This window comes from Stackebrandtia albiflava, from assembly GCF_007994225.1.
Taxonomy (GTDB): domain Bacteria; phylum Actinomycetota; class Actinomycetes; order Mycobacteriales; family Micromonosporaceae; genus Stackebrandtia; species Stackebrandtia albiflava.
In genome coordinates this window covers 374,584-398,732 of sequence record NZ_VLLL01000007.1, presented here as the reverse complement: position 1 = coordinate 398,732, position 24,149 = coordinate 374,584, and the positions used below count along the sequence as shown (strand labels likewise).

Below are 24,149 nucleotides of genomic sequence, written 5' to 3'. Positions count from 1 at the left end.
CGGGTGGTGTCAGCGCGTACTCGCGGCCAGCGCCGCCAACGGGGTCTCGGCGACCCCGATGGTCCGCGCCGAATCCAGCAGGCTGTTGAGTTTGGCCGTGTCCGGCCCGCCCTGCGCGATCAGTCTCGTCAACAGCGCCGCGATCGACAGGTTCTTCAGGTCGTTGCTGTCGACCCCGGCCAGCAGGCCCGTCAGGTCGTCGGTGAACTCGCGGGAACCGTTCAACCAGGCACCCGCCAGGCCGTTGACGACCTCGGACCCCTGCACGAAACCGTCGACGGCCTTGCCCATGCCGACGGCGCCGGTGACCCGGTCGAAGAACGCGCCGTCGCCACCCACGATCGAGATGTCGGCCTTCTCCAGCCCGGTCGCGAGGACGCTCGCCTGCGCCTGCGCGATCTCCCGCTGCGCGTTGACGTGCGCCAACCGGATGTCCTTCTCGGTCTCCAGCCGCAGCCGGTACTCCTCGTGCTCCCGGGACGCCGCGTCCAGCGCCGCCATCGCGGCGGCCTTCTCGGTGAGGCCGTCGGCCTCGCCGCGCAGCCGCTCCCGCAGCGCCGTCGCCTCGGCGACACCGGTCAGCTCGGTCGCCTGCGCGGTGGCCCGACCCTTCGCCTCGGTGACCTCCGCCTCCGCGCGGCCCCGCGCCTCGGCGGCCTTCGCCTCCGCGATACCGGCCTTCTCCAGCGCCTCCGCCTCGGCCTCCATCACCTCGGCGTGTGCCAGGCCGGCGGCGGCCTCGTCGGCCTTCTTGCCCTCGGCGAGCCGGATCATGGCCTGCGCCTCCAGCTCCGCGGCCTGCTGCCGGCCCTCGGCCAGCGTCAGGTTCTCCCGGGCCCGGTGCTTGGCGGCGGCCTCGGCGGCCTCGGCCGCCTTGATGTCCTTGACGAGTCGTTCCTGCGCCTCGGCCTCCGCGGCGATGATCGCCGCCTGCCGCAGCCGCTCGGCCTCCTCGACGGTGCGGAGCCGCTTGATGGCCTCCTCCTGCTCGGCCACCGTCCGCTCCACGGCGATGCGTTCCCGCACCACGTCGGCGATGTCGCGCTTCTCGCCCTCGACCTCCTTGTTCTTGGCGATGGTGGCGAGTTCGATCTCGCGTTCCCTGCCCACCACCTCCAGCAGGCGGTCCTTCTCGATGCGTTCACTCTCGATGGCCAGGACCCGTTCCCGGTTCTTCTCGGCCACCGCGATCTCACGCTGCTGGTTCTCGCGCTGGATGCCGAGGGTCTCGTCGGTGCGGATCTCGGCCTCCTGCGCCTTCAGCCGCTCCTCCGCCCGGACCCGGTTGATCATGGCCTCCTCGCGGGCGCGGACCGTCTCGATCTCGCGGCGCTGCTTCATCTCGGCGTCGGCCTGGCGGCGTTCCAGCTCGAGGATGGCCTCCCGGGCCTCGACGTTCTGCCGGGTCAGCTCCTTCTCCTCGTTGCGCCGGTAGTCGTTGGTGCGGACCGCCTCGATCGCCGTCAACTCGGTGATCTTGCGGATGCCCTGCGCGTCGAGGATGTTCTGCGGGTCGAGACTGTCGAGCGGCGTCTGCTCCAGGTAGTCGATCGCGGCGTCCTCGAGGCTGTAACCGTTGAGGTCGGTGCCGATGACACGGATGATCTGGTCGCGGAACTGGTCGCGCTGCGTGTACAGGTCGACGAAGTCGAGCTGCTTGCCGACCGTCTTCAACGCCTCGGAGAACTTCGCGTTGAACAGTTCCTGCAGCGTCTCGCGGCTGCTGGCGCGCTCCGAACCGATGGCCTGCGCCACCTTGATGACGTCCTCCTTGGTCTTGTTGACCCGGACGAAGAACGAGATGCGGATGTCGGCGCGGATGTTGTCCCGGCAGATCAGGCCCTCCTGGCCGGTGCGCGAGATGTCGATCGTCTTGACGGAGATGTCCATCAGCTCGGCGCGGTGAAGCACCGGCAGCACCACGGCACTGGTGAACGTGACGTCGACGCGCCGCATCTTGGAGATGATGAGCGCCTTGCCCTGTTCCACTTTCCGGAACAGGCGGACGATGATGAGCAGGATGGCGAGCAGGATCAGCAGTGCCACGCCGATGAGCAGGCCGAAGCCCGCGGTGATGGCTTCCATCTAGATGGGACCTCCGATGTGACGCGGATGGGGGCGGGGGCGGAACGGTGCGTGTCAGCGCACGGGCGGATTGGGACCGGTCGCCAGATCGAACGGCGCGACCAGGAAGAACTCCCCGTGTGGGTCGTACTCGTATACGAGAGCGGTGTCTCCCGCCTTCAGTTCTCCGACGTCCCGGCCGTGAGTACGGACCGGGATGATCGCGGAGGAACCGTCGGTGGAGGTGATCTCGGCCTGACCGAAGTCCGCGCCCACCGTCTGGGTGCGGATCCGGCAGGTCCTGCCGACGAAGTCGTGCCGGGACGCCGCGGGCGCCTCGCCGTAGAACCGGCCCAGCGGCCACACCACCAGAGTGGTGGCGACCCAGGCCAGTACCGCCGCGAAGACCGGTGTCAGCAGTCCCAGGAGCACACCGGCGGTGCCGCCGGGCTCCCACTGCCGCAACAGGACGGTCGCCGCGACCGAGCCGAACCAGGCCAGTGCGATCCACAGCGACAGCACCACCGTCACCGGTACCGACCGGGAGGCCCGGGTCACCGGGAGCAGTCCGGTGATGCCGCCGGAGGAGCCGCCGGTGTCGGTCTCGGTGTCGAGGACGTCGCTGCCGACCAGGCCGCACAGCGCGACCAGCCAGAAGAGTATGACGACGATGAAGGCGAAACTGAAGACGACGGTGGGGAAACCGAAACTGATCTCCACCAGGTCGCCCATCGCGCCTCCACTCCCGTGTTCCCGTGCAGGTGTCGCCGAGTCACACGGTACAAGCGGGCCGCAACCGGGTGTGTCGACGATCTTGAAGATATGCGACCGGCCACGGTGGCGTCATCGGACGAACGGTGGGTGGCGGCCCGCCCACCCGGCGAGATCCACTCCACTGGGGAGTCAGGATCCGCCGCCCAGGGCCTCCCGCATCATCGCCAGGTACTCCTCGTGGCGGCCGTCGGCCATCGCCTGCAGTTCGTACATGGTCTTGCCGTCCAACGCCTCGCGGACCAGGTCGGCATGCCCGGCGTGCCGTGCCAGCTCCTCGACCAGGTGCGCGAGCATCCACCGCAGCGACCACGCCGTCACGTCCTTCGGGAACCACGGCACGCCCGCGGGTACCGGCACCGGATGGTCCATGTCGAGCCCCGAGAGGGCGGCACGGGTCTCACGGCCGCACGCGGCGAGGTCCGCGAGCAGCACCTTCAGCGTCTCCTCCGGCAGCATCGTGAACCCCTCGGGGTCGTAGCCGGGTGGCGTACCGTCCACCGCCAGCGCCACCCAGCCGCGTTCCATCTGGGCGACGTGTTTGACGAGGCCGCCGATGCTCAGCTCACTGGTGGGTACCGGCCGCCGCCGGGCCTGCTCGTCGGTGAGACCGTGCGCGACCTGCCGGAACGCGTCGCGCTGTTGATCCACGTAGGCGAACAGGTTGTGCGTCTCGTCGTCGGTCGGTGGCACCATACTGGCCATTGTGGGCTCCTCTCCGTGGTCGGTCCGTCTCATGGTGCCACCCGGGTACGACGGGACGCGGCCGGTGCCGCCGGGCTATGGTGACGGGACTTCCACCGCCCACAGTGAAAGGCGTGCCGCGCGATGACCGAGCCGGACAAGACCTACGACCTGAACGGGGACGGCGTCCCCGACGAACTGACCAGGATCGGGGACCACACCTACATCGACTACAACCGGGACGGCAAGTTCGACGCGGTCGTCACCCCCGAGGGCGAGGTGTACGCCGACCTCGACGGCGACCACACGTACCGGACCCGGGTCGTCGACTCCGACGGTGACGGCGTCTACGACACCCTGGAGACCGACGTCGACGGCGACGGCGAACCCGACGTCATCGAACGCGACACCACCGGTGACGGCGTCCTCGACTCCGTCGTGAAACCGGCTCCGGCGGAGTAGGAGCTCTAAGCCACCGCGCCGTTCGCGGCGCCGTCACCATGCTCTACCGTGTGTGAACATGTTGACCGGTGATGACTTCCTGCGGCCAGAGCGTCGGATCGTGTCGGGAGCGGTTCACTACTTCCGCGTCCACCCGCGGCAGTGGGAACACCGGTTGCGGATGCTGCGCGCAATGGGAGCCGAGTGCGTCGAGACGTACGTCCCGTGGAACCTCCACGAACGCCGCCGCGGCGAATACGACTTCACCGGCCTCGCCGACCTGACCGGATTTCTCGACACCGCCGCCCGGCTCGACCTCGCCGTCATCGCCCGCCCCGGCCCCTACATCTGCGCCGAATGGGAGAACGGCGGCCTCCCGGCGTGGCTGCGGGCGGCGGACCGCCACGCGCCACTACGGTGCGCCGACCCCGCGTTCCTCACCGCCGTCGACACCTGGTTCGACGTCCTCATACCCCGGATCGCGGAACGGCAGACCGACCGAGGCGGCAACGTCGTCGCCGTCCAGATCGAGAACGAGTACGGCTCCTACGGAAGCGACGCCGCCTACCTGCGCCACCTCGCCGACCGGTTGACCGCACTCGGTATCACCGTGCCGCTGTTCACCTCCGACGGACCCACCGACGCCATGCTCACCGCCGGAACCGTTCCCGGCGCACTCGCCACCGTCAACTTCGGCTCCCGCCCCGAGACCGCGTTCGCGACCCTCGCACACCACCGGCCCGGCGACAAGCACTGGTGCATGGAGTTCTGGAACGGCTGGTTCGACCACTGGGGCGAATCCCACCACGTCCGCGACGCCGCGGACGCCGCCGACGTCCTCGACCGCATGCTGACCTCCGGTGCCTCCGTCAACATCTACATGGCGCACGGCGGCACCAACTTCGGGCTCTGGGCCGGCGCCAACCACGAGGCCGGATACCAGCCGACCGTCACCTCCTACGACTACGACGCACCCATCGACGAGACCGGCCGCCCCACCGCCAAGTTCCACGCCTTCCGGGAGGTCATCGGCCGCCACCTCCCCGTCGGCGAGCTCCCGCCCGAACCACCCCGGCTCGCACCCGCCGTCGTACCGCTCACCGAACGGCGACCACTGCTCGACGCACTCCCCGACCTCCCCGCCACCGAACGACCGCTGCCGCCACGGTTCGAGGAACTCGGCCACGACCAGGGCATGGTGCTGTACCGGCACGAACTGCGCGGGCCACGGCAACAGGAGACCCTGGAACTCGCCGGACTCGCCGACCTGGCCCAGGTCTTCGTCGACGGCTCACTCATCGCCGTACTGCGACGCGACGAGACCACCGGCACACCGTTGGCCTCCGCCGCCGACCGGGCCGACCTCGACATCCTCGTGGAATCACTGGGCCGGGTGAACTTCGGGCCGATGCTCGGCGAGTCCAAGGGGATCCTCGACGGTGTCCGGCACGGCCGCCAGACCCTACACGGCTGGCGGGCACTGCCCATCGACCTCGACGACATCGGCTGGCTCACCTGGGGAACCGGCGACCGCGACACCCCCGGCCCCGCGTTCCACCGCGGCGTCCTCACCGTCACCGAACCCGGCGACAGCCACCTGCGCGTCGTCGACGGCGACGCCGGGTACGTATGGGTCAACGGATTCTGCCTCGGCCGATACCGCGCAGAAGGTCCACAACAGACGATGTACCTGCCGTGGCCGCTGCTGCGTGAGGGCGACAACGAGATAGTCGTCCTGGAGACCGGCGCCCGCACCCCACGACACGTCACACTGGACCGCGACGCCGACCTCGGCACCCCCACCGCCGCACCGGCCGACTGACCGCGCTGCGCGCCTTCGCTACCGTGTCGGCATGACATCCCACTCGCCGCAGCCGACAGATCCCGCAGACACCGTTGTCAAGGCCAACATCGGGATCTCGGCGGCGGCCACGGGTGGCGCGGCGGCCTCCGCCGCGATCCTCGCCGGACAGTCCGCCCCCGCCGCCTCCGCCGCCACGACCGCCGCCCAACACGCCGCGCACCTGCACACCCAGGCGGCGGCGCAGGCGCAGGCCGCCGCGGCCGGCGGCACCGCGAGCGGGCTCGGCGTCAAGATCGGCGCCGGGATCGGCGTGGTCGTACTCGCCGGCGCCGCGGTCACCGGAGGCGTACTGCTGTCCGACTCCGGTGGCGGCGCCACCGCGCCCATCGTGGAGCCCGTCATGGACGAGTCCGCGACCGGCGTCGACCTCATGAACACCACGGTGCTCATTCCCAGTACGTACCGTCCCGGCACCGAGACCCGCGAGGTCACCATCACCGACGGCGGGTTCACCCAGGAGGGCGCGACACCGTTCGAGACGGTCGTCTACGAGTACATACACGAACCCGTGTACGCCGACCTCGACGGCGACATGGACCTCGACGCGGTGGCCGTCATGGACGAACTCGCGTACGAGTACGGCTACCCGTACCTGCTGGTCTGGTTGTGGGAGGACGGCGAACTCGTCCAGATGGACCGCACGATCGCCGGACTGTGCTCCATCGACGCCGTCACCGCCGAGGACGGCGCAGTCCACCTCGACGTCAGCGGCGTCGCCGCCGGAGCCCGCTGCTACGGAGTCGGCAACGACGAGACCCTCACCGAAACCCTCACCGTCTCCGTCGTCGACGGCGAACTCGTCCAGACCGCGCCGGTGTTCGGTGCCGTGGACCGGTGCCACCCGCTGTTCTACCAGTCCGTCACCCCGGTCGAAGGCGACCTGACGCCACGGGTGTCGCCGGACGAGACCGCCACCCCCGTCGCCGAACCCGGAACCTACGACGAGATCCGCCGGCTCGGTCCCGTCGACGGCATCACCCAGTCCGAGTGGTACATCGTGCAGGTCGACGTCGACGGCACCACCTCCTGCGGCTGGGTCAGCCACGCCGACATCCTCGGCTGACGGTTCCCATCCCCAGTGGACCACCGGGCGAAATCGGCGCGACGGCGACTCGAAACGGTGTGACGATGATCCGATGAGCGTTCTCACCGACTACGACCGGGCCGCGGCGGTGATGCGGGAGCTGCTGTGCGACCTGACATCCCGCCAGTACGCGCTACCGACACCGTGCGAGGGGTGGAACGTGCGCCGACTGCTCGACCACCTCGTATACGGGCAGCTGTGGACCGACACGGTGCTGAACGGCGAACCGCCACCCGACCCGTCCCCCGGCCATCCGAGTACCGACCCGGTCGCCGCGTTCGACGCGGCGGTCGCGCACACCCGGGCACTGCTCGCCGCCGACGGGGTCCTGGAACGCGTCACGCCGACACCGTACGGCGAACTCACGGGTACCGTGATCGCCCGGATGCGGATCCACGAGTTCCTGGCGCACGGCTGGGACCTCGCCCGCGCCACCGGCCGGCCCACCGACCTGGAACCCGAACTGGCCGAGGCGGCACTACGGCAACTCCGGGCCCGGATGGCACGCAGGCCCCGCGACCCCGGCCGCTTCGCACCCGAACAACCGGCACCGCCCACCGCCACCGCCGCCGACCAGCTGGCCGCCTTCCTGGGCAGACGGATCGCCTGACGACCACGACCCGACGTGTCCGGCCGGTTGCGTTACGGCGCTATACATGACACCGTACGGATTCGAGGCGTCACGGAGCCTTCGAGACCGCCCGATCCGGAGCGAGCCCCTTCGACGACCGCGACTCGACAACGGGAAGCCGAGCCCACGGAGGAATCCCCCTTGCCGCAGGAACTCGCCACCATCGCCGTGGAGCTGTTCTCCCGCTGCCGGAGACTGTCGGCACGTTGCGACGCCACCGGCCGCATACACCTGACGGCCGACGACACCGAGCGTGGTGACTGGAGCGAGGACGAACTCGCCGAAACCCTGGAAGACCTCATCCGGCGACTCGTCGCCGAAGTCCGCGCCCGCCGGGCCGAGGTTGTCACCCGGTACCGAGGTGAGAAACCGGCGAAGCTCGACGACATCCCCGGCGGCCACCGGCTGTGGCGGGACTACAAGAGACGATGCCGAGAGGAGTCGGAGCGTCTGGAGAGACGCGCCGAGCGATTGTCGGGCTCCGTGGTCGTGGAGTTGTGCGGTGACGGCGACGTCATCGTCGGGCTCTCACCGGGAACCCTCGACGGCCGTTCACTCCAGGACCTGCTGGACATCGTGTCCGACACGACCTCGGACGCCGCCCGGGCCCTGGACGAGGCGCTCCGTGAGACCCGACGAGCCATCGACACGCAGATGCGACGACTGAGGGAGGAAGCCGCACATGGTCAATGAGGAACCCTCCGGCGACGGCACCGACATCAGCGGATTCGCGACCGACTGCATGAACCTGTGGAGAGCCGGACACGTATACCTGCCCACAGTGGCCAACGCCTACGCGCTGGCCTCCCAGTACCTGAGCTACACCTACGAGCGGGTGGACGAGGAGACGACGTTCAGTAACAGGAGAGGGAGCGGGAAGTCGCTCGCCTACGACGATTGGCGAGACCTCCGGGACCTGACCCAGGCGATCCTCGGCCGTACCGCGCAGAACCTCTACGACGTCGGCACGGTACTGAAGAAGTCCGCCCTGGCGTTCGCGGCGGCCGACACCGACAACGCCACGGCGCTCGGGACCGTCGTCGACCAGCTCGACCATCTGATCGACACCCACGACGCCGAGGTCGCCGAAGACCTCGTCGACGAGGACTGGGACGACCTGGCCGATGCCCCCGGCATCCCGGTCAACCCCGACATCCCGGACACCGCCGTGGTCGCCGAGATACTGCCGGAGGACAAGTGACGACGAACGACGACCTCAGGGCGATCGCCCGCGAGGTGTTCATGGCGGCCTGCCACGCCAGGGAGGTGGAACGCATCCGTGAATACGGTGACACCGACAGCATGATGTGGCCGGAGGAGGACGTCGAAGGGAACTACCGTTCGATCCTCGTGGAGTTCGAGAAGTTCACGACCCCGGACCTCGGCGGGTTCGCCGACATCGCCACGCACCTCGAATCCGCCATCACCACCGTCAGCCTCGGGGACGCCGCGCTGCTCAAGGATTCCCTACTCGGCCTCGACGGCTGGCAGGGCACCGCGAAACGGGCGTTCGACGAGAACTACGTCGCCAGATGGGACGACTACCGCGACATCCACGCCACCCTGATCGAATCGCTGCGGTCGGCGGTCACAGTACACACCGAGCTGTATGACCGCATGCGCGACAAGGCGTTCCAGATCGGAGAGACCGCCAAGGCCGCCCTGGAGGGCATCGACTCGTGGCCGTTGTGGCTGTCCGCGAAGGAGGGGGCGGAGATCACCGTCAAGGTGGCCGGATTGGTGACCAGCGCGTTGACGTCGGTGGGCGGCAAACTCGGAACGGTGATGATCGGCGTAGTCACCGCCGACACGGCTCTGGCGGGAACCAATGCGGCCGTGACCGTGGAGGGTCAGTGGGTGCGCGAGATCCTCGACAGCATGCACCAGGCGCTCGTCGGTCTCGACATCGAGATCTCCTATGAGGAGGAGAAGATTCGGCGGACGCTGGCCGACAACGTCTTCGAGATCGAGGAGAGACTCGCCCTGATCGTTCCGCCGGAACCCGAGTTGGCGGCCGTCGATCCGAACGCACCGGGCGACGACCTCGCCCCGACCACATGATCGGGGGCGCGCATGCCCGTTGAAGCCACCGCCGAGCAGACCGTGCGGCGTGAACTGCGGCCCTCGACCGTGGTGTTCCGTGTCCTGATCGCAATGGCCCTGGTCGCCCTCGTGGGGTGGTGGGTATGGCCGGAGCCCGAGCCTCCGCCGAGTGGCATCGACCAGGTGTTCCGCCTCGACGAGGCGGAGTTCCACCTGCTCGACCAGGGAATACCCACCGATCCCGCGCGGTTGAACGGCGGCGTGTACTACCCGTCCGGCATCGACGGACCGTACATGCGGGCGACCGGTGAACCGACGTACGCCGACCTCGACGGAGACGACGACTGGGACGCCGCCGCGGTACTGGAGTGGACCGACCCGGCGGACGAGAGCCGAAGCTGGCGGGCGGTGTACTTCTGGTTGTGGGACGACGGCGAGGTCGTCACGGTGAAATGGCCCGCGGCATGGTTGTGGAACTGTGTGAACGCCGGATTCTCGGATGAGCGGGAGTTCGGCCCGTCGAACCGTGTCGCTCCGGCCGGTGTCATGGTCGAACGATTCGAAGCGAACACGTGCGACGACGAACGGACGGAACCGGTCCGGTCCCGTCCGGTCCCGGTCGCCGTGGAGGACGGTGTTCCGGTCGTCAAGTACACCGCCGACTTCACCACCGCGACCGAGATGTGCCCCGGTGGCATGCCCGCCGCCGACCGTACCGGCCTGGAGCTGGTCGACATCACCGGTGTCACGCCCGCCCTCGTCCAGCCGGTCCCGGGGGCAGCCGAGGTCGAGGGCGTGCTGGAGGACCTGGGCGAGTTCACGGTCGAGATCGCGGTCGGTGACCCGCCGACCGCCGAGTACCTGGAGCTGCACAACGGCTACGTGACGGCCCTGGTCGACTGGGACGGCCTGACCGGTTGCGGCTGGGTCGAGTGGGAGGCCGTGGCCTTCGCCTTCGAGTGATGGGGCGCGGAGGTGGGCGCCGTCGGCACCGTCCACGACGGATCGGTGATGGTCCGTCGGTGTGCCCGGTATCGCAGGTGCGGCCGGAATCGGGTGCCGGGATCGGTCGTTGGGCGGGGTACGGCGCGCCCCGCGCCATCGGTCGAGTTCGGAGGAGGACCCCGATGTACAGCCTTTACGGATTCGTCACCCCGGCACCGGGCATGCGCTCGGAGCTGCGGGAGGTGCTGCTGTCACTGGTCGCACCGTCCCGTGCGGAACCCGGCAACGTCGAATACCACCTGCACGAGGAGGACGACGGCCGGTTCTTCCTGTACGAGGTGTGGCGCGGCGACGCCGACTTCGCGGCGCACATGGAAACCCCGCACATGACCGGTTTCGCCCGCCGCGCCGGTGACCTGATCGCGGGGGCACCGGAGGCGTATCACGGCCGGATGATCAGTCCACCCGTGTCCGTGCGGGCGCCGGTGTGACCGCCTCCCGAGGGCTCCGCTCAACCCTCCACATCAGATTATCCACAACCGGTGGTTCGTCCACAACCGGTGCCGGTCACGGCTTGACCCGTCACGCGTGCCCGCCGATAGGCTGGTATCCAACGGGGAGGAGGTTGGAGGCCCCCGAGAGAGCCCCGCCGTGGGGGAGGGCCGATACCCGCCCCGGTCACAGTTCCGCGACCCCCGGCAACTGCCGTCGGCATGGTCGTGGTGATCGATGCGGAGGCGTCAGCGTCCCCGGTAGACCAGCCCCGACAGCCGGTCTGCCAACATCCGGCGGAACCGGGGATTCAGCGACACCACCCGCAGGACGTTGTTGCGGACGAGCCGTCGCAGGCCGGTGGCGACACCCATCCTGGTGAGCCGGTCGGCGAGTGTGATGACCTCGGCGGCGACCGGTCGTCGCCGGTCGACGTACTCGTCCAGGACCTTCTCCGGACCACCGTTCAGTACCGTGGACAGTGCCTCGGCCAGGACCGCGGCGTCCTGGATGCCGATGTTCATCCCCTGCCCCCCGGCCGGGCTGTGGACGTGGGCCGCGTCCCCGGCGATGAGCACCCGGCCGTCCCGGTAGGTGTCGGCGATGCGGTGGTGCACCCGGAACCTCGACCCCCACAGCACCCGCTCCACCTTCACGCGGTGCGAACGCGGTCCACGTCGGTCGAGGAGTTCCTGCACGAACGCGACATCCGGCGTGGACGGTGCCTCGGGCACGGGTGCGACGAACCGGAACTCGCCGCCGGGCAGCGGGGCGGACACCAGTGTCCCCTCGGGTGCGAAGTACAGGATCACCTCGTCCTCGGGTAGCCCGCCGGAGACGACGACGTCGGCGAGCGCGAACGACTCACCGTAGGCGTCGCCAGGGAAGCCGATCCCGGCGATGTCCCGGACGGTGCTGTGCATGCCGTCGGCGCCGACCAGGTATCGCGCGGTGATGGTGTCGCCGTCGTCCAGCTCGGCCACGACGGAGTCGGCCTCCTGGCGGTAACCGGTGAGAATCGCCGGTCGCCGGACCTCGCCGCCGAGCGCGCCGAACCGTTCGAGCAGCGTTCGCTCGGTGACGGCCTGGGAGATCATCAGGCTGTACGGGTACCGGGTGGGGAGGTTGTCGAACCGGATCGGGACCAGCGTCCTGTCTCGGTCCCGGATCGTGAAGCGGGGGGCCTCGATGCCCTGGGCGACGAGTGCGTCCGACACGCCCAAGGGCTCCAACACCTCCAGGGTGCGGGCGTGGACGACCGCCGCGCGCGAGGTGTTGTCGCCCTCGGCCTGGCGGTCGATGATCGTGACGTGATGGCCGGCCCGGGCCAGGCCCACGGCGACGGTGAGGCCGGTGGGGCCGGCGCCGACTACGAGGACGTCGGTGGCGGTATGCATGGCGAGGCTCCTCACAGTATGCCAACATTTGTTGGCCAACGCTTGTTGGCATAATGTAGCACCGCGCCCCCGGCATGTCAACACGTGTTGGCCTACACTCGTGGGCATGACGTCCGAGCAGGTGAGACCCAGATCCGCCGAGACCCGCGCCCGCATCCTCGCCACGGCGCGCGATCACTTCTCCCGACACGGCTACGACCGGACGACGATCCGCCGCATCGCCGCCGACGCCGAGATCGACCCCTCCATGGTCATGCGGTACTTCGGAAACAAGGAGCGACTGTTCGCCGCCGCCGCCGAGTTCGAACTGCGGCTTCCCGACCTGTCGGCGCTGCCGCCCGAGCGCGTCGGCGCGGCCCTGGTGGAGCACTTCGTGGAACGTTGGGACGGCGACGACACACTCATGGCGTTGCTGCGCCGGGGAGCCACCGACCCGGCCGCCGCCGACCGGATGCGAGAGGTCTTCGCAGGACAGTTGGTCCCCGTCATCGCCGCCCTGCACACCGACCCGGCGGAGGCCGCGTCACGGGCCGCGCTGGCCGCGAGCCAGATCCTCGGCGTCGCGTTGTGCCGATACGTGCTGTGTTTCCCACCCGTGGTGGACATGCCGAAACGGGAACTGGTCGCGTGGGTCGGTCCGACCGTGCAGCGGTACCTGACCGCGCCCCACCCCTGAACGCGACGGCGGGCCACCGGATCACCGGTGGCCCGCCGACCGTGGTGTTACGCCTTGCCCATCCGGTCCAGGATCCAGGCGAGGTTGAACGCCTCCTCGTGCCAGGCGTCGTACCTGCCGGAGCGGCCGCCGTGCCCGGCCTCCATCTCCGTCTTCAACAGGAACGGCCCGCCGGTGGCCTCCGCCCGCAACCTCGCGACCCACTTGGCGGGCTCGTGGAAGCCCACCCGCGTGTCGTTGAGGCTGGTGACCGCCAGGATCGGCGGGTAGTCCGTCGCGGTGACGTTCTCGTACGGACTGTACGACTTCATGTACCGGTACACCTCGGGGTCGTGCAGCGGGTCGCCCCACTCGTCCCATTCGATGACCGTCAACGGCAGCGACGGGTCGAGGATCGTGTTGAGGGCGTCCACGAACGGCACCTCCGCGCACACGCCCGCGAACCGGTCCGGGGCCAGGTTCGTGACCGCGCCCATCAGCAGGCCACCGGCGGATCCGCCGCGTGCGACGAGCCCGTCCGGAGCCGACCAGCCCGCCGACACCATGTGCTCGGCACAGGCGACGAAGTCGGTGAACGTGTTCTTCTTGTGCAGCATCTTGCCGTTCTCGTACCAGTGGCGGCCCATCTCGCCACCACCGCGCACGTGGGCGATCGCGTACACCACGCCACGGTCCAGAAGCGACAGCCGCACGGCCGAGAAGTACGGGTCGATGCTGGTCTCGTAGCTGCCGTAGCCGTACAGCAGGCAGGGCGCCGTACCGTCCGGGGTCACGTCCGCGCGGTGCACGATCGAGATCGGGATCCGGGTGCCGTCCGCGGCCGTCGCCCAGTCGCGCTGCTGCCGGTAGTCCTCGGGACGGTAACCGCCGAGCACGGGCTTCTGCTTGCGCAGCAACAGTTCCCCAGTCGCGATGTCGTAGTCGTACACCGAGTCCGGTGTCACCAGCGACTGGTACGACAGCCGCAGCATGCCCGTCCGGTACTCGGGGTTGGTGGTCGGGCGCGCCGTGTACACCGGCTCGTCGAACCGGATGTCGCGCGCCGGGCCGTCATTCGGGAGGATCCGGATCCCCGACAGTCCCTCCGACCGCAGGTGCACCACGATGTGGTCCGCGAACGCCTCCGCGCCCTCCAGCCGGGTGTCGTCGCGGTGTTCGATGAGGGTGTGGAACCGGGTCGTGTCGTCCACCGGCGTCCAACCGAGCACGAAGTTTTCCGCGCCGTCGTTGTGCAGCACGATGAACCGGTCACCCTGGTGGTCGACGCTGACCTCGATGCCGGTGCGGCGGCCCGGTCCCATCACGGTGAACTCGCCGGTCGGGTCGCCGGCGGCCAGGAACCGGATCTCCGACGTCACCTTCGAATGCGACTCCAGGAACAGGTACTCCTCACTGCGGGACAGCTCGATACCGGTCCAGAAGCGTTCGTCGGTCTCGGTGTAGACCAGCGGGTCGTCACCGGTGTCGCCGAGCCGGTGCCGCCAGATCTTGTCCGGCCGCCACGTCTCGTCGACCGTGGCGTAGAAGAAGTAGTCGCCCGAACGGCTCCACGCGCCACCGTAGAAGACGCCCTCGATGACGTCCGGCAGGTCGACGCCGGTGCCCAGGTCCTTGAACTTCAGGGTGAACCGTTCGTTCCCCGCGAAGTCCACGGCGTAGGCCAACAGGTTGCCGTCGCATGACACGTCGAACACGCCCAGCGAGAAGAAGTCATGCCCCTCCGCGAGCGCGTTCTCGTCCAACAACACCTCCTCGCCCGGCAACGCCGAACCGTCACCCAGTTCCGGCGGCGTGTCGCCGTCGGCCTTCACCCGGCAGTGGATGCCGTACTGCCGGCCCTCCACGGTCCGGGTGTAGTACCACCACCCGCCCTTGCGGAACGGCACGGACAGGTCGGTCTCCTGGGTGCGGTTCTTTATCTCGTCGAATATCTCGCCGCGCAGCCCGGCCAGATGACCGGTGAGTCCTTCGGTGTACTCGTTCTCCGCCTTGAGGTGGGCGATCGTCTCGGGGTTGTCGGAGTCACGGAGCCAGGCATACGGGTCGTTCACGGTGTCGCCGTGATGGGTACGGGGGCTGTCGACGCGTTTCGCGACCGGTGGATTCTGCATCCGGTCAGGCTACCCGCCAATGTCGTGACCGGACGGTGCCCGCCGCACGGCTCCCGCACCCCGTGTGCCGTCACACCGTCGTCCCACCCGGCGCGTACCGTTCGGTTCCCAGCGCCCACCACACCGAGCGAGGACACCGTGGAAACCACCGCAGACGCCTTCATCACGGAACTGGCGACGCACGAACGCCGGGACGGCGGGGCCGAGAGACCCCGGCACTTCCACGGCGGCGAGGACACGCTGTTCATGGGCCTGCGCATGAGAGACGTCTTCGACACCGCGAAACGCCACGTCGCGATGCCGCCGGCCGAGGTGGAACGCCTACTGGAGAGCCGGTACTACGAGGCCCGCGTCGGAGCGGTCGCCGTCCTCGACTTCAAGGTGCGCCGCCGCCGCGTCACGGACGAGGAGAGGCGCCTGTGCTACGAGCTCTACCTGCGGCGGCACGACCGGATCGACAACTGGGACCTGGTGGACCGGGCGGCGCCCAGGGTGGTCGGCGGGTACCTGCTGGACAAGCCACGTGACCCGTTGTTCCGGCTCGCGGAATCCACCGACCGGTGGGAACGCCGCACCGCGATCACCGCCGCGTTCTGGATCATCCGGCAGGGCGACCTCGACGACCCCCTCGCACTGGCGGAACGGCTGCGCGACGACCCGGAGGAGCTGGTGAACAAGTCGGTGGGGGTGGCGCTGCGGGAGATCGGCCGCGTCGACGAATCCCGGCTGCGCGACTTCCTCGACCGCTTCCCCGGCCTGCCCCGCGTCACACTGCGCTACGCCGTCGAGAGACTGACCCCGGAACTACGCCGCCACTACCTGTCCCGGCGGTGACCCGTCAGGTCTCGTTGGCCAGTACCAGGATCGCCATGTCGTCGTGGCGGTCGCGCGAGACGTCGACTAACCCGCCTTGGGCCGGTCCACGAAGGACACCGACAGTTCGGTGGACAACGCCTTCGCAAGGCGGGCGAGAACGGGGATCGTCGGGACCGCGGCCCCCGCCTCGAACCTGGCCACGGCCGATTGCGTCATCCCGGCAGCGACGGCGAGCTGTTCCTGCGTCCATCGATTCTCGATACGGAGCCGATGAACCTGCGCGCCCAGTTCGTATGCCACCTCGGCTGCGCGATAAGCGTCGGCCGCCCCCGGTTCGGCCATGCGTCGGTTCCGTAGTGAACGCCAACTCTCCTCAGTCGCCATCCTGTTCCTCCACCACGCATGCACCGGATCATGGCCCAGCGTGCCCGCGTGATCTCGCGTCGCTCACGCATCCGGGCCTTCCGGAACACCGTCAGCAGAATTATCCGCCGGCCGGGTGTTATCCAATAGCGACGATGCTATTCGAGTAACGAATCGAAATGCTTCCGTAGTCGTCAGGTCTCGTTGGCCAGTACCAGGATCGCCATGTCGTCGCGGGGGTCCTCGTCGGAGAAGTTCAGCACCTCGGTGCGCAGCTTCGTCGCGATCACCTTCGCCGGATAGCCACCGAGCGGACGCAACGCCCGGCAGATCCCCGAGTGCCCGAACAACTGGTTCCCGTGCCGCCGCTCCGTCACCCCGTCGGTGTAGAACACCAGGGCGTCACCGGGCCGCAGCGACAGCCGCGCCGGGTTCACCGCCAGGTTCGGCAGCAGGCCCACCGCCGTTCCCAGGCTCCCCACGTAGTCGCACCGGCCGTCGGCGTGCAGCAGCAACGGCCGTTCGTGGCCCGACAGGTACAACGTCACCGCGAGGTCGTCGCCGTCCGGTTCCGCCAACGCCGTCGCCAGGGTCGCGTACCGTCCCTCCTCGGGCTGCTCCAGCAGTGTGTGGTTCAACAACTCCAGGGTGCGGGGCAACGGCCGCTCGTCCCGCGCCATCACGCGCAGCACGTCCCGGACCAGTCCCGTCACGGCCGCCGCCTGCGCGCCCTTGCCGCACACGTCGCCCACCGACACGCTGAACCGGCCACCGGACAGCTCCACGACGTCGTAGAAGTCCCCGCCGACGTCGGTGCCCGTCGACGCCGGAACGTACTCGGCGGCGAACCCGACGCCCTCGGCCACCGGCAGCGCCGACGGCAACAACGCCTGCTGGAACGCCTGCGCGATCTGATGCCGGTCGGAGTGGATCCGGGCGTTGTCGATCGCCAACGCCGCCCGCCGCGCCGCGTCCTCCAGGATCGTTATGTCGTCGGGCGTGTGCGTACGGTCGACGGGCCGTCCCACCGTCAACGTCCCCAACACCTGGCCGCGCGCCGTCAACGGCACCACCACGCCCTCCAGGGGAGGCGGCAACGGGACCACCGCGCCACCCGACCGCGCCTCCGCCAACCGGGCGGCTCCCGCACCGCCCAGCAACTGCTTCAACCTGGGGAGTTTCGACTCGTCGGTGTGCAGCACCGCGGCGAGCTTCAGCTCGTTCCACTCGTCGATGACGTGCACCGCGGACCACTCACCCAGCCGAGGCACCATGATCTGCGGAATCAGCGCCAACGTCAGATCGACGTCCAGCGACTGCGCCAACAGTTCACCGGCCTCGGCCAGGAACGTCAGCCAGTTCCGGCGCCGCCGGTCGGTGTGCGCGATCCGGTCGGTCTCGATGGCCAGGCCCATCCGGTCGGCCGACAACGCCGCCAGCGACAACCAGTACGGTGGCGCGGGCCGGTCCGGGAACACCTCCAGGTGCCCGGAGTCCGGCAGCGTCAACGGCAACGGCACCCGCACCGGCGGCGCCGTGCCCGTGGTGCCCTGCCTCGCCAGTGCCACCGGGCCGTCCCCGCCGTCGAGCCACACCACGCCACCGGCGGCGCCCACGACCTCGCACAGCCGCAGCAGCATCTCCGACAACAGCTGCGTCAACGTCAGGCGTTGCCGCAACTCGTCGTTGACGTGGATCAGCCACGACACGCGCTCCGCGGCGCGGGCGGTCGCCTCCACGTCCTCCTCCGACACCTCCGCCGACGCCACCGGGGGCGGCTCCTCCGCGCCACGCTCGGCGGTGCCCGCCGACTTCCCGTGCCGGTCGAGGCGGAACCACACGCCCTTGCCGGACGCGTCGTGGCTGGTGCCCCACGACGACGCGAACTGGTCCACCAGGAGCAGGCCCCGGCCGTGTTCGGCCATCTCGTCGGGTGGTGTCAACGTCGTCGGCTCTATCGGACCGGACCGATAGTCGGTTACGGTTACTGTGACCCCGGAGTCATCGGCCACGACGTTGACGTCGATATCCGTACCGGCGTGAACGACGCCGTTGGTGGCCAGCTCGGTGGTGAGCAGAAGCGCCTCGTCCAGCAGGTCCGTCAGGCCCACTTCGGCGAGGACTTCACGCACCACGGCGCGTGCCGCGGCGGGCGACCGGTGATCAGCCGGCAGTCGAAGCTGTTTACGTGCACGAACAGACACCACCTGAGTCTCCCGCACCGGTGAAGCCGGGATGCGGGGGAGGGCGGAAAACACGACGGGTGATCCCGTGATCACGCCGAAGAGACCCCGGTGAGACGAATTGTGAGGACGACATGACAGGCACCCAGGTGGCCGTCACCGACGACACCCTGCTGGAGTCACTTGCCGAAGGACTTCGCAAGCTGGAGGCCGGCGACTTCACGGTCCGGCTGCCGCGCGGGGAGGGTGTCGCGGGGCTGGTGGCCGACCGGTTCAACGGCCTCGCCGAACGCTCCGACCGGCACACCCGTGAACTCCAGTTGATCAGCCGGGTCGTGGGCCGGGAGGGCAGGCTCAACGAACGGCTCGACGTGGAACACCTCGACGGTTCGTGGCGCACCGGTGCCGAAGCGGTCAACGGCCTGGTAGACGACGTGGTCCGGCCCACCTCCGAGATCGCCCGCGTCCTGAACGCCGTCGCCGAGGGCGACCTGGCGCAACGCGCCCACCTGGAGATCGAGGGGCGGCCGCTGCGGGGGGAGTTCCGCGGCATCGCCGAGACGGTCAACCGCATGGTCGACCTGCTCGCCGCGTTCGCGGACGAGGTGACCCGAGTGGCACGTGAGGTGGGCGTCGACGGGAAACTGGGCGGCCAGGCCGACATCCAGGGCGTCTCGGGCCGTTGGCGGTCGCTCACCGACTCGGTCAACACGATGGCGTCGAACCTGACCAACCAGGTGCGCTCCATCGCCCGCGTCACCAACGCGATCGCCGCCGGTGACCTCGACCAGACCGTCGACGTCGACGCCAAGGGGGAGGTCGCCGAACTCGCCGACACGATCAACTCCCTCACCAACACGCTCCAGGTGTTCGCGGGGGAGGTCACCCGGGTCGCCCGGGAGGTCGGCACCGAGGGCAAACTCGGCGGCCAGGCCGAGGTGCCGGGTGTCGCGGGCACCTGGAAGGACCTCACCGAGAACGTCAACTCGATGGCGTCGAACCTGACCGAGCAGGTCCGTAACATCGCCACGGTCGCGACCGCGGTCGCGCAGGGCGACCTGTCGCAGAAGATCTCCGTCGCCGCGCAGGGCGAGATCCTGGAGTTGAAGAACACCGTCAACACGATGGTGGACCAGTTGTCCAGCTTCGCCGGCGAGGTGACCCGGGTCGCCCGCGAGGTCGGCACCGAGGGCCGCCTCGGCGGCCAGGCGCAGGTCTACGGGGTGTCCGGCACGTGGCGGGACCTCACCGAGAACGTCAACCAGCTCGCCCGCAACCTCACCGACCAGGTCCGCAACATCGCGTCGGTCACGAAGGCCGTCGCGCAGGGCGACATGTCGCAGAAGATCACCGTCGACGCGCAGGGCGAGGTCGCGGCGCTGAAGAACACCGTCAACACGATGGTCGACCAGTTGTCCAGCTTCGGTGACGAGGTCAACCGGTTGGCGCGGGAGGTCGGCACACAGGGCCGCCTCGGCGGTCAGGCCAACGTCAGCGGCGTCTCCGGCATCTGGAAGGACCTCACCCAGAACGTCAACCTCATGGCGTTCAACCTGACCGAACAGGTCCGCAACATCTCGGCCGTCGCGACCGCGGTGGCGCTGGGCGACCTGTCGCAGAAGATCACCGTGGACGCGCAGGGCGAGATCCACGAACTCAAGAACACCATGAACACCATGGTGGAACAGCTGTCCCGGTTCGCGGACGAGGTGACCCGGGTCGCCCGGGAGGTCGGCACCGAGGGCCGCCTGGGCGGTCAGGCGAACGTCCGGGAGGCGTCCGGCATCTGGAAGGAGTTGACGGACAACGTCAACCAGATGGCGTCGAACCTGACCGAGCAGGTCCGCAACATCGCCACCGTCGCCACCGCCGTCGCCGAAGGCGACCTGTCCCAGACCATCACCGTGGACGCGCAGGGCGAGATCCTGCAGTTGAAGAACACCATGAACACGATGGTGGACCAGTTGTCCAGTTTCGCCGGCGAGGTGACCCGGGTCGCCCGGGAGGTCGGCACCGAGGGGAAGTTGGGCGGTCAGGCGGAGGTGCGGGGCGTTTCCGGCACCTGGAAGGACCTCACCGACAACGTCAACTCGATGGCGTCGAACCTCACCGAGCAGGTCCGCAACATCGCCACCGTCACCAAGGCCGTGGAGCAGGGCGACCTCAACCAGAAGATCACCGTCGACGCGCAGGGCGAGATCCTGGAACTGAAGAACACCGTCAACACGATGGTCGACCAGTTGTCCAGCTTCGCCGGTGAGGTCACCAGGGTCGCCCGCGAGGTCGGCACCGAGGGCCGCCTCGGCGGCCAGGCGGAGGTCAAGGACGTCTCCGGCACGTGGCGGGCACTCACCGACAACGTCAACGGCCTGGCGACCACCCTCACCAACCAGTTGCGGTCGATCGCACAGGTCGCCGACTCCGTCGCGCAGGGCGACCTCACCCAGTCGGTCAACGTCGAAGCGGCCGGCGAGGTCGCCGAACTGCGCGAGAGCATCAACCAGATGATCGTGGCGCTGCGCGAGACCACCACCAAGAACGCCGACGCCGACTGGATGAACTCCAACCTCGCCCGGGTGTCCGGCCTCCTCCAGGGCCAGCGGGAGGTCGGCGAGGTCTGCCGCATGATCATGAACGAGGTGACCCCGCTGGTCGAAGCCCAGACCGGCACCTTCTTCACCAAGGAGACCAAGGGCGACGGAAGCGAACGCTTCAGCCTCACCGGCTGGTACGGCTACGCCCAACCCGGCACCGAGGTCGTGTACGCGCCCGGCGAGGGACTCGTCGGGCAGGCGGCGGCGTCGCGCCACACCATCCGGGTCACCGACATCCCCGACGGCTACCTCACGATCCGTTCGGGCCTGGGCGAGGCCACGCCCGCCGACGTCGTCATCATGCCCATCCAGTTCGAGGGCGAGCCGTTGGGCGTCGTCGAGTTCGCGTCGTTCCACAAGTTCTCGCCGCTGCACATCTCCTTCCTGGAACGGCTCGGCACCAACATCGGCACCGCGTTGAACAACATCGCCGCCAACGCCAGGCAGGACGCGCTGCTCACCGAGTCCCGCCGGATGGCCGACGAGATCCGAGAACGCTCCTACGAGCTGCAACGCGCCAACGACGAACTGGAGGAGACCGCCCGGCAGCTCGGCGCCCAGAACCGCGAGATCGAGATCAAGAACCGGGACGTCGAGAACGCCCGCATCGGGCTCGAGGAGAAGGCCGAACAGCTCGCGCAGGCGTCCCGCTACAAGAGCGAGTTCCTGGCCAACATCAGCCACGAGCTGCGGACGCCGCTGAACTCGCTGCTGCTGCTGGCGCGGCTGCTCGCCGAGAACACCGAGGCCAACCTCACCGACAAGCAGATCGACTTCGCCAAGACCATCCACAGTGCCGGATCCGACCTGCTGGCGCTCATCGACGACATCCTCGACCTGTCGAAGATCGAGGCGGGCCGGATGGACGTCGATCCGCACGAGGTGTCGTTCGCGGAACTGTTCGGGCACGCCGAACAGAACTTCCGGCCGCAGGCAGAGGAGAAGGGCCTCGACTTCAGCGTCGAGATCGCGCCGGGCACCCCGGCGACGTTCGTCACCGACTCACAGAAACTCCAGCAGGTGCTGCGGAACCTGCTGTCGAACGCCGTCAAGTTCACCGACTCCGGTGGGTCGGTGTCACTGCGGGTCGACACGGTCGCCTCGGACGTCATGTTCGGCATCCCGTCGCTCGACAACGCCGAACGCGTATACGGGTTCTCCGTCACCGACAGCGGGATCGGCATCTCCGACGACAAGCTGACGCTGATCTTCGAGCCGTTCCAGCAGGCCGACGGCGGCACCGCCCGCAAGTACGGCGGCACCGGGCTCGGCCTGTCGATCAGCAAGTCGTACGCGGAACTGCTCGGCGGCACCGTCACCATCGACACCCGCGAGGGAGAGGGCAGCACCTTCACGCTGTACGTCCCCGACCGGCTCGCCGCCGAACCGTTCAACGTCAGCGACCTGCCGATGGCCCTGCCGGAGCCCGAACCCGCCGAAGGCGACTCCGGGGACTGGCAGAACCGCCCCATCCTGCGCGGCGGCTCCGGATCGAGCGAGGACCACCGCCCCGCCATGGCGGAACTGGAGGGCTCCACGGTCCTGATCGTCGACGACGACGTGCGGAACGTGTTCGCGTTGACGGCCGCACTGGAGATGCACGGCATCACCGTCGTCTACGCCGACAACGGCGCCGACGGCATCGCCCGCCTCACCGAACGCGAAGACGTCGACATCGTCCTGATGGACGCGATGATGCCGGACATGGACGGCAACGAGACCACCCGGGCGATCCGCCGCATCCCCAGGTTCGCCGACCTGCCGGTGATCTTCCTGACCGCGAAGGCGATGCCCGCCGACCGGGACGCCAGCTTCGACGCGGGCGCCTCGTCCTATGTCACCAAGCCGGTCGACCTCGATGAGCTCCTCGACCTGATGGCATATTGGATCGCGGGCGGCGACAACGCCGCGGCCGGACAGGAGGACGCGGGATGAGCGGGACACGCCAGGCGAGGGTGCTGCTGGTCGACGACCGGCGGGAGAACCTGGTGGCCCTCGAGGCGATCATGCAGGGCATGCCGGTGTCCACGGTGGCGGTCACGTCCGGGGAGGGGGCGTTGAAGAAACTCCTCACCGAGGAGTTCGCGGTCATCCTGCTCGACGCCCAGATGCCCGGCATGGACGGCTTCGAGACGGCGCAACGCATCAAACAGCGGGAGGCCACCCGGCACACCCCGATCATCTTCCTGACCGCCGCCGACAAGGACTCCCACATGGCGTTCCGCGGGTACGCCGCCGGGGCCGTCGACTACATCACCAAACCGTTCGATCCGTGGGCGCTCCGCGCCAAGGTGTCGATATTCGTCGACCTGTGGAGCATGAAGGAGCGCACCAAGTCGGAGGTGGCGCGGATGGCGTCCATAGTGGCGGAACGGGACAGGCTGCGCGGGCTCGCCGCCGAGGCGACCCGCATCCTGCGGGAGGGCAACAGCGACCAGCCGCCGGAGAACGTCGCCAAGGCACTGGAGGTGCTGGCCCAGGCGGTGGAGTGACCCTCGGGCGCGCCACCCCGCCGCAACCCGTCCGACCCGTTACGACCGGGCCGCGGTGACCGTCGCGCACCCCCGGGTGTCACGACTTTCACGCAACCTTCCGATCGGTCAAATCGTTGGCGGGGGAGTTCGGTTACCCTTGGCGATGTGGGACGCCCGGATTTGGAGATTTCGGTGCGTCACGAATCGGATAGAGCGGTCGTGACGCTGGCCGGTGAGATCGATATCGGAACCGCACCGCGCCTGACGGCGGCGGTGGAGAACGCGCTGGAGGCGCAGCCGCTGCGCGTGGTCCTCGACATGTCCCAGGTGACCTTCTGCGACTCTCAGGGGCTCGGCACGCTCGTCGTGCTGAACCGTGCCGCGACGAGGTCGCGAAGCGTCCTCGTCCTGGACAACCTGACCGAGTTCCTGGACCGGCTGCTGCACGTCACCGGCCTGCATCAGGCCTTCACCATCTCGGGCGACAACGCGGGCGACAAGAACTGACCGGCCGCC

21 protein-coding genes are annotated in these 24,149 nt (G+C 68.9%); 14 read left to right on the top strand and 7 right to left on the bottom strand.

What is annotated here, in order from left to right; translation table 11 throughout:
- Positions 1–9 precede the first annotated feature (9 nt).
- The 3 genes from LX16_RS20810 to LX16_RS20800 all read right to left on the bottom strand — a co-directional run bounded on the left by LX16_RS20810 (position 10) and on the right by LX16_RS20800 (position 3,540).
- Positions 10–2,085, bottom strand: a complete 2,076-nt coding sequence (locus LX16_RS20810) for a flotillin family protein (RefSeq protein ID WP_147141831.1) — start codon at positions 2,083–2,085, stop codon at positions 10–12.
- A 54-nt stretch (positions 2,086–2,139) separates the two neighbouring features.
- Positions 2,140–2,796, bottom strand: coding sequence for a hypothetical protein (locus LX16_RS20805; RefSeq protein WP_147141828.1), 657 nt, complete (start codon positions 2,794–2,796; stop codon positions 2,140–2,142).
- Positions 2,797–2,967: 171 nt separating this feature from the next.
- Positions 2,968–3,540: a DinB family protein gene (locus tag LX16_RS20800; RefSeq protein ID WP_147141826.1), complete on the bottom strand. Its 573-nt coding sequence runs from the start codon at positions 3,538–3,540 to the stop codon at positions 2,968–2,970.
- Positions 3,541–3,663: 123 nt separating this feature from the next.
- Here LX16_RS20800 and LX16_RS20795 point away from each other — a divergent pair, with 123 nt between their 5' ends.
- The 9 genes from LX16_RS20795 (at position 3,664) to LX16_RS20755 (ending at position 11,018) form a co-directional block, all read left to right on the top strand.
- Positions 3,664–3,981, top strand: a complete 318-nt coding sequence (locus LX16_RS20795) for a hypothetical protein (protein ID WP_147141821.1) — start codon at positions 3,664–3,666, stop codon at positions 3,979–3,981.
- 58 nt (positions 3,982–4,039) lie between these two features.
- Positions 4,040–5,782, top strand: a complete 1,743-nt coding sequence (locus LX16_RS20790; RefSeq protein WP_147141818.1) for a glycoside hydrolase family 35 protein — start codon at positions 4,040–4,042, stop codon at positions 5,780–5,782.
- A 31-nt stretch (positions 5,783–5,813) separates the two neighbouring features.
- Entirely contained in the window at positions 5,814–6,887 is a 1,074-nt protein-coding gene (locus LX16_RS20785) for a hypothetical protein (RefSeq protein ID WP_147141814.1), read from the top strand.
- 73 nt (positions 6,888–6,960) lie between these two features.
- Positions 6,961–7,518 (top strand): TIGR03086 family metal-binding protein, encoded by a 558-nt coding sequence (locus LX16_RS20780; RefSeq protein ID WP_147141811.1) that lies wholly within the window; start codon positions 6,961–6,963, stop codon positions 7,516–7,518.
- A gap of 162 nt (positions 7,519–7,680) precedes the next feature.
- Positions 7,681–8,232, top strand: coding sequence for a hypothetical protein (locus tag LX16_RS20775; RefSeq protein ID WP_147141808.1), 552 nt, complete (start codon positions 7,681–7,683; stop codon positions 8,230–8,232).
- The gene (locus tag LX16_RS20770; RefSeq protein ID WP_147141806.1) at positions 8,222–8,740 is read left to right on the top strand and encodes a hypothetical protein; all 519 of its coding nucleotides are present in this window, start codon (positions 8,222–8,224) and stop codon (positions 8,738–8,740) included. The genes LX16_RS20775 and LX16_RS20770 overlap by 11 nt, the downstream gene beginning before the upstream one ends.
- Positions 8,737–9,600 carry a hypothetical protein gene (locus LX16_RS20765; RefSeq protein ID WP_147141803.1) on the top strand — a complete coding sequence of 288 codons (864 nt, stop codon included), beginning with the start codon at positions 8,737–8,739 and terminating at the stop codon, positions 9,598–9,600. The genes LX16_RS20770 and LX16_RS20765 overlap by 4 nt, the downstream gene beginning before the upstream one ends.
- A gap of 12 nt (positions 9,601–9,612) precedes the next feature.
- Complete coding sequence (locus tag LX16_RS20760; protein ID WP_147141800.1) at positions 9,613–10,545, top strand: hypothetical protein; 933 nt, start codon at positions 9,613–9,615, stop codon at positions 10,543–10,545.
- 164 nt (positions 10,546–10,709) lie between these two features.
- The gene (locus tag LX16_RS20755; RefSeq protein WP_147141797.1) at positions 10,710–11,018 is read left to right on the top strand and encodes a putative quinol monooxygenase; all 309 of its coding nucleotides are present in this window, start codon (positions 10,710–10,712) and stop codon (positions 11,016–11,018) included.
- Positions 11,019–11,267: 249 nt separating this feature from the next.
- Here the strand turns inward: LX16_RS20755 and LX16_RS20750 are convergent, their stop codons facing one another.
- A complete protein-coding gene (locus LX16_RS20750) occupies positions 11,268–12,416 on the bottom strand; it encodes an FAD-dependent oxidoreductase (RefSeq protein WP_147141794.1) in 1,149 nt (382 codons plus the stop codon).
- A 106-nt stretch (positions 12,417–12,522) separates the two neighbouring features.
- Between LX16_RS20750 and LX16_RS20745 the strand changes: the two genes are divergently transcribed.
- On the top strand, positions 12,523–13,092 hold the full coding sequence (locus LX16_RS20745; RefSeq protein WP_147141790.1) for a TetR/AcrR family transcriptional regulator: 570 nt from the start codon (positions 12,523–12,525) through the stop codon (positions 13,090–13,092).
- A gap of 47 nt (positions 13,093–13,139) precedes the next feature.
- On the opposite strand, the gene LX16_RS20740 is transcribed toward LX16_RS20745, so the two are convergent.
- Complete coding sequence (locus LX16_RS20740) at positions 13,140–15,203, bottom strand: S9 family peptidase (RefSeq protein WP_147141787.1); 2,064 nt, start codon at positions 15,201–15,203, stop codon at positions 13,140–13,142.
- Between the two features lie 138 nt (positions 15,204–15,341).
- On the opposite strand from LX16_RS20740, the gene LX16_RS20735 reads away from it, so the two are divergent.
- A complete protein-coding gene (locus tag LX16_RS20735; RefSeq protein ID WP_211354655.1) occupies positions 15,342–16,037 on the top strand; it encodes a DNA alkylation repair protein in 696 nt (231 codons plus the stop codon).
- Positions 16,038–16,103: 66 nt separating this feature from the next.
- Here the strand turns inward: LX16_RS20735 and LX16_RS20730 are convergent, their stop codons facing one another.
- Positions 16,104–16,403 (bottom strand): helix-turn-helix domain-containing protein, encoded by a 300-nt coding sequence (locus LX16_RS20730; protein WP_147141782.1) that lies wholly within the window; start codon positions 16,401–16,403, stop codon positions 16,104–16,106.
- Positions 16,404–16,576: 173 nt separating this feature from the next.
- Entirely contained in the window at positions 16,577–18,586 is a 2,010-nt protein-coding gene (locus LX16_RS20720; RefSeq protein WP_211354654.1) for a SpoIIE family protein phosphatase, read from the bottom strand.
- A gap of 113 nt (positions 18,587–18,699) precedes the next feature.
- Between LX16_RS20720 and LX16_RS20715 the strand changes: the two genes are divergently transcribed.
- The 3 genes from LX16_RS20715 (at position 18,700) to LX16_RS20705 (ending at position 24,140) form a co-directional block, all read left to right on the top strand.
- Positions 18,700–23,094: a HAMP domain-containing protein gene (locus tag LX16_RS20715; RefSeq protein WP_147141776.1), complete on the top strand. Its 4,395-nt coding sequence runs from the start codon at positions 18,700–18,702 to the stop codon at positions 23,092–23,094.
- Entirely contained in the window at positions 23,091–23,651 is a 561-nt protein-coding gene (locus LX16_RS20710; protein WP_147141773.1) for a response regulator, read from the top strand. The genes LX16_RS20715 and LX16_RS20710 overlap by 4 nt, the downstream gene beginning before the upstream one ends.
- Before the next feature lie 147 nt (positions 23,652–23,798).
- Complete coding sequence (locus LX16_RS20705) at positions 23,799–24,140, top strand: STAS domain-containing protein (RefSeq protein WP_147141770.1); 342 nt, start codon at positions 23,799–23,801, stop codon at positions 24,138–24,140.
- The last annotated feature ends 9 nt before the right edge of the window (positions 24,141–24,149 follow it).

Bases quoted from the DNA above. Each gene is read 5' to 3' on its own strand.
- LX16_RS20780 (WP_147141811.1), top strand. From the start codon at position 6,961: ATGAGCGTTCTCACCGACTACGACCGGGCCGCGGCGGTGATGCGGGAG.
- LX16_RS20795 (WP_147141821.1), top strand. From the start codon at position 3,664: ATGACCGAGCCGGACAAGACCTACGACCTGAACGGGGACGGCGTCCCC.
- LX16_RS20740 (WP_147141787.1), bottom strand. From the start codon at position 15,203: ATGCAGAATCCACCGGTCGCGAAACGCGTCGACAGCCCCCGTACCCAT.
- LX16_RS20770 (WP_147141806.1), top strand. From the start codon at position 8,222: ATGGTCAATGAGGAACCCTCCGGCGACGGCACCGACATCAGCGGATTC.
- LX16_RS20730 (WP_147141782.1), bottom strand. From the start codon at position 16,403: ATGGCGACTGAGGAGAGTTGGCGTTCACTACGGAACCGACGCATGGCC.
- LX16_RS20755 (WP_147141797.1), top strand. From the start codon at position 10,710: ATGTACAGCCTTTACGGATTCGTCACCCCGGCACCGGGCATGCGCTCG.
- LX16_RS20750 (WP_147141794.1), bottom strand. From the start codon at position 12,416: ATGCATACCGCCACCGACGTCCTCGTAGTCGGCGCCGGCCCCACCGGC.
- LX16_RS20710 (WP_147141773.1), top strand. From the start codon at position 23,091: ATGAGCGGGACACGCCAGGCGAGGGTGCTGCTGGTCGACGACCGGCGG.
- LX16_RS20800 (WP_147141826.1), bottom strand. From the start codon at position 3,540: ATGGCCAGTATGGTGCCACCGACCGACGACGAGACGCACAACCTGTTC.
- LX16_RS20785 (WP_147141814.1), top strand. From the start codon at position 5,814: ATGACATCCCACTCGCCGCAGCCGACAGATCCCGCAGACACCGTTGTC.
- LX16_RS20790 (WP_147141818.1), top strand. From the start codon at position 4,040: ATGTTGACCGGTGATGACTTCCTGCGGCCAGAGCGTCGGATCGTGTCG.
- LX16_RS20805 (WP_147141828.1), bottom strand. From the start codon at position 2,796: ATGGGCGACCTGGTGGAGATCAGTTTCGGTTTCCCCACCGTCGTCTTC.
- LX16_RS20810 (WP_147141831.1), bottom strand. From the start codon at position 2,085: ATGGAAGCCATCACCGCGGGCTTCGGCCTGCTCATCGGCGTGGCACTG.
- LX16_RS20745 (WP_147141790.1), top strand. From the start codon at position 12,523: ATGACGTCCGAGCAGGTGAGACCCAGATCCGCCGAGACCCGCGCCCGC.
- LX16_RS20760 (WP_147141800.1), top strand. From the start codon at position 9,613: ATGCCCGTTGAAGCCACCGCCGAGCAGACCGTGCGGCGTGAACTGCGG.
- LX16_RS20715 (WP_147141776.1), top strand. From the start codon at position 18,700: ATGACAGGCACCCAGGTGGCCGTCACCGACGACACCCTGCTGGAGTCA.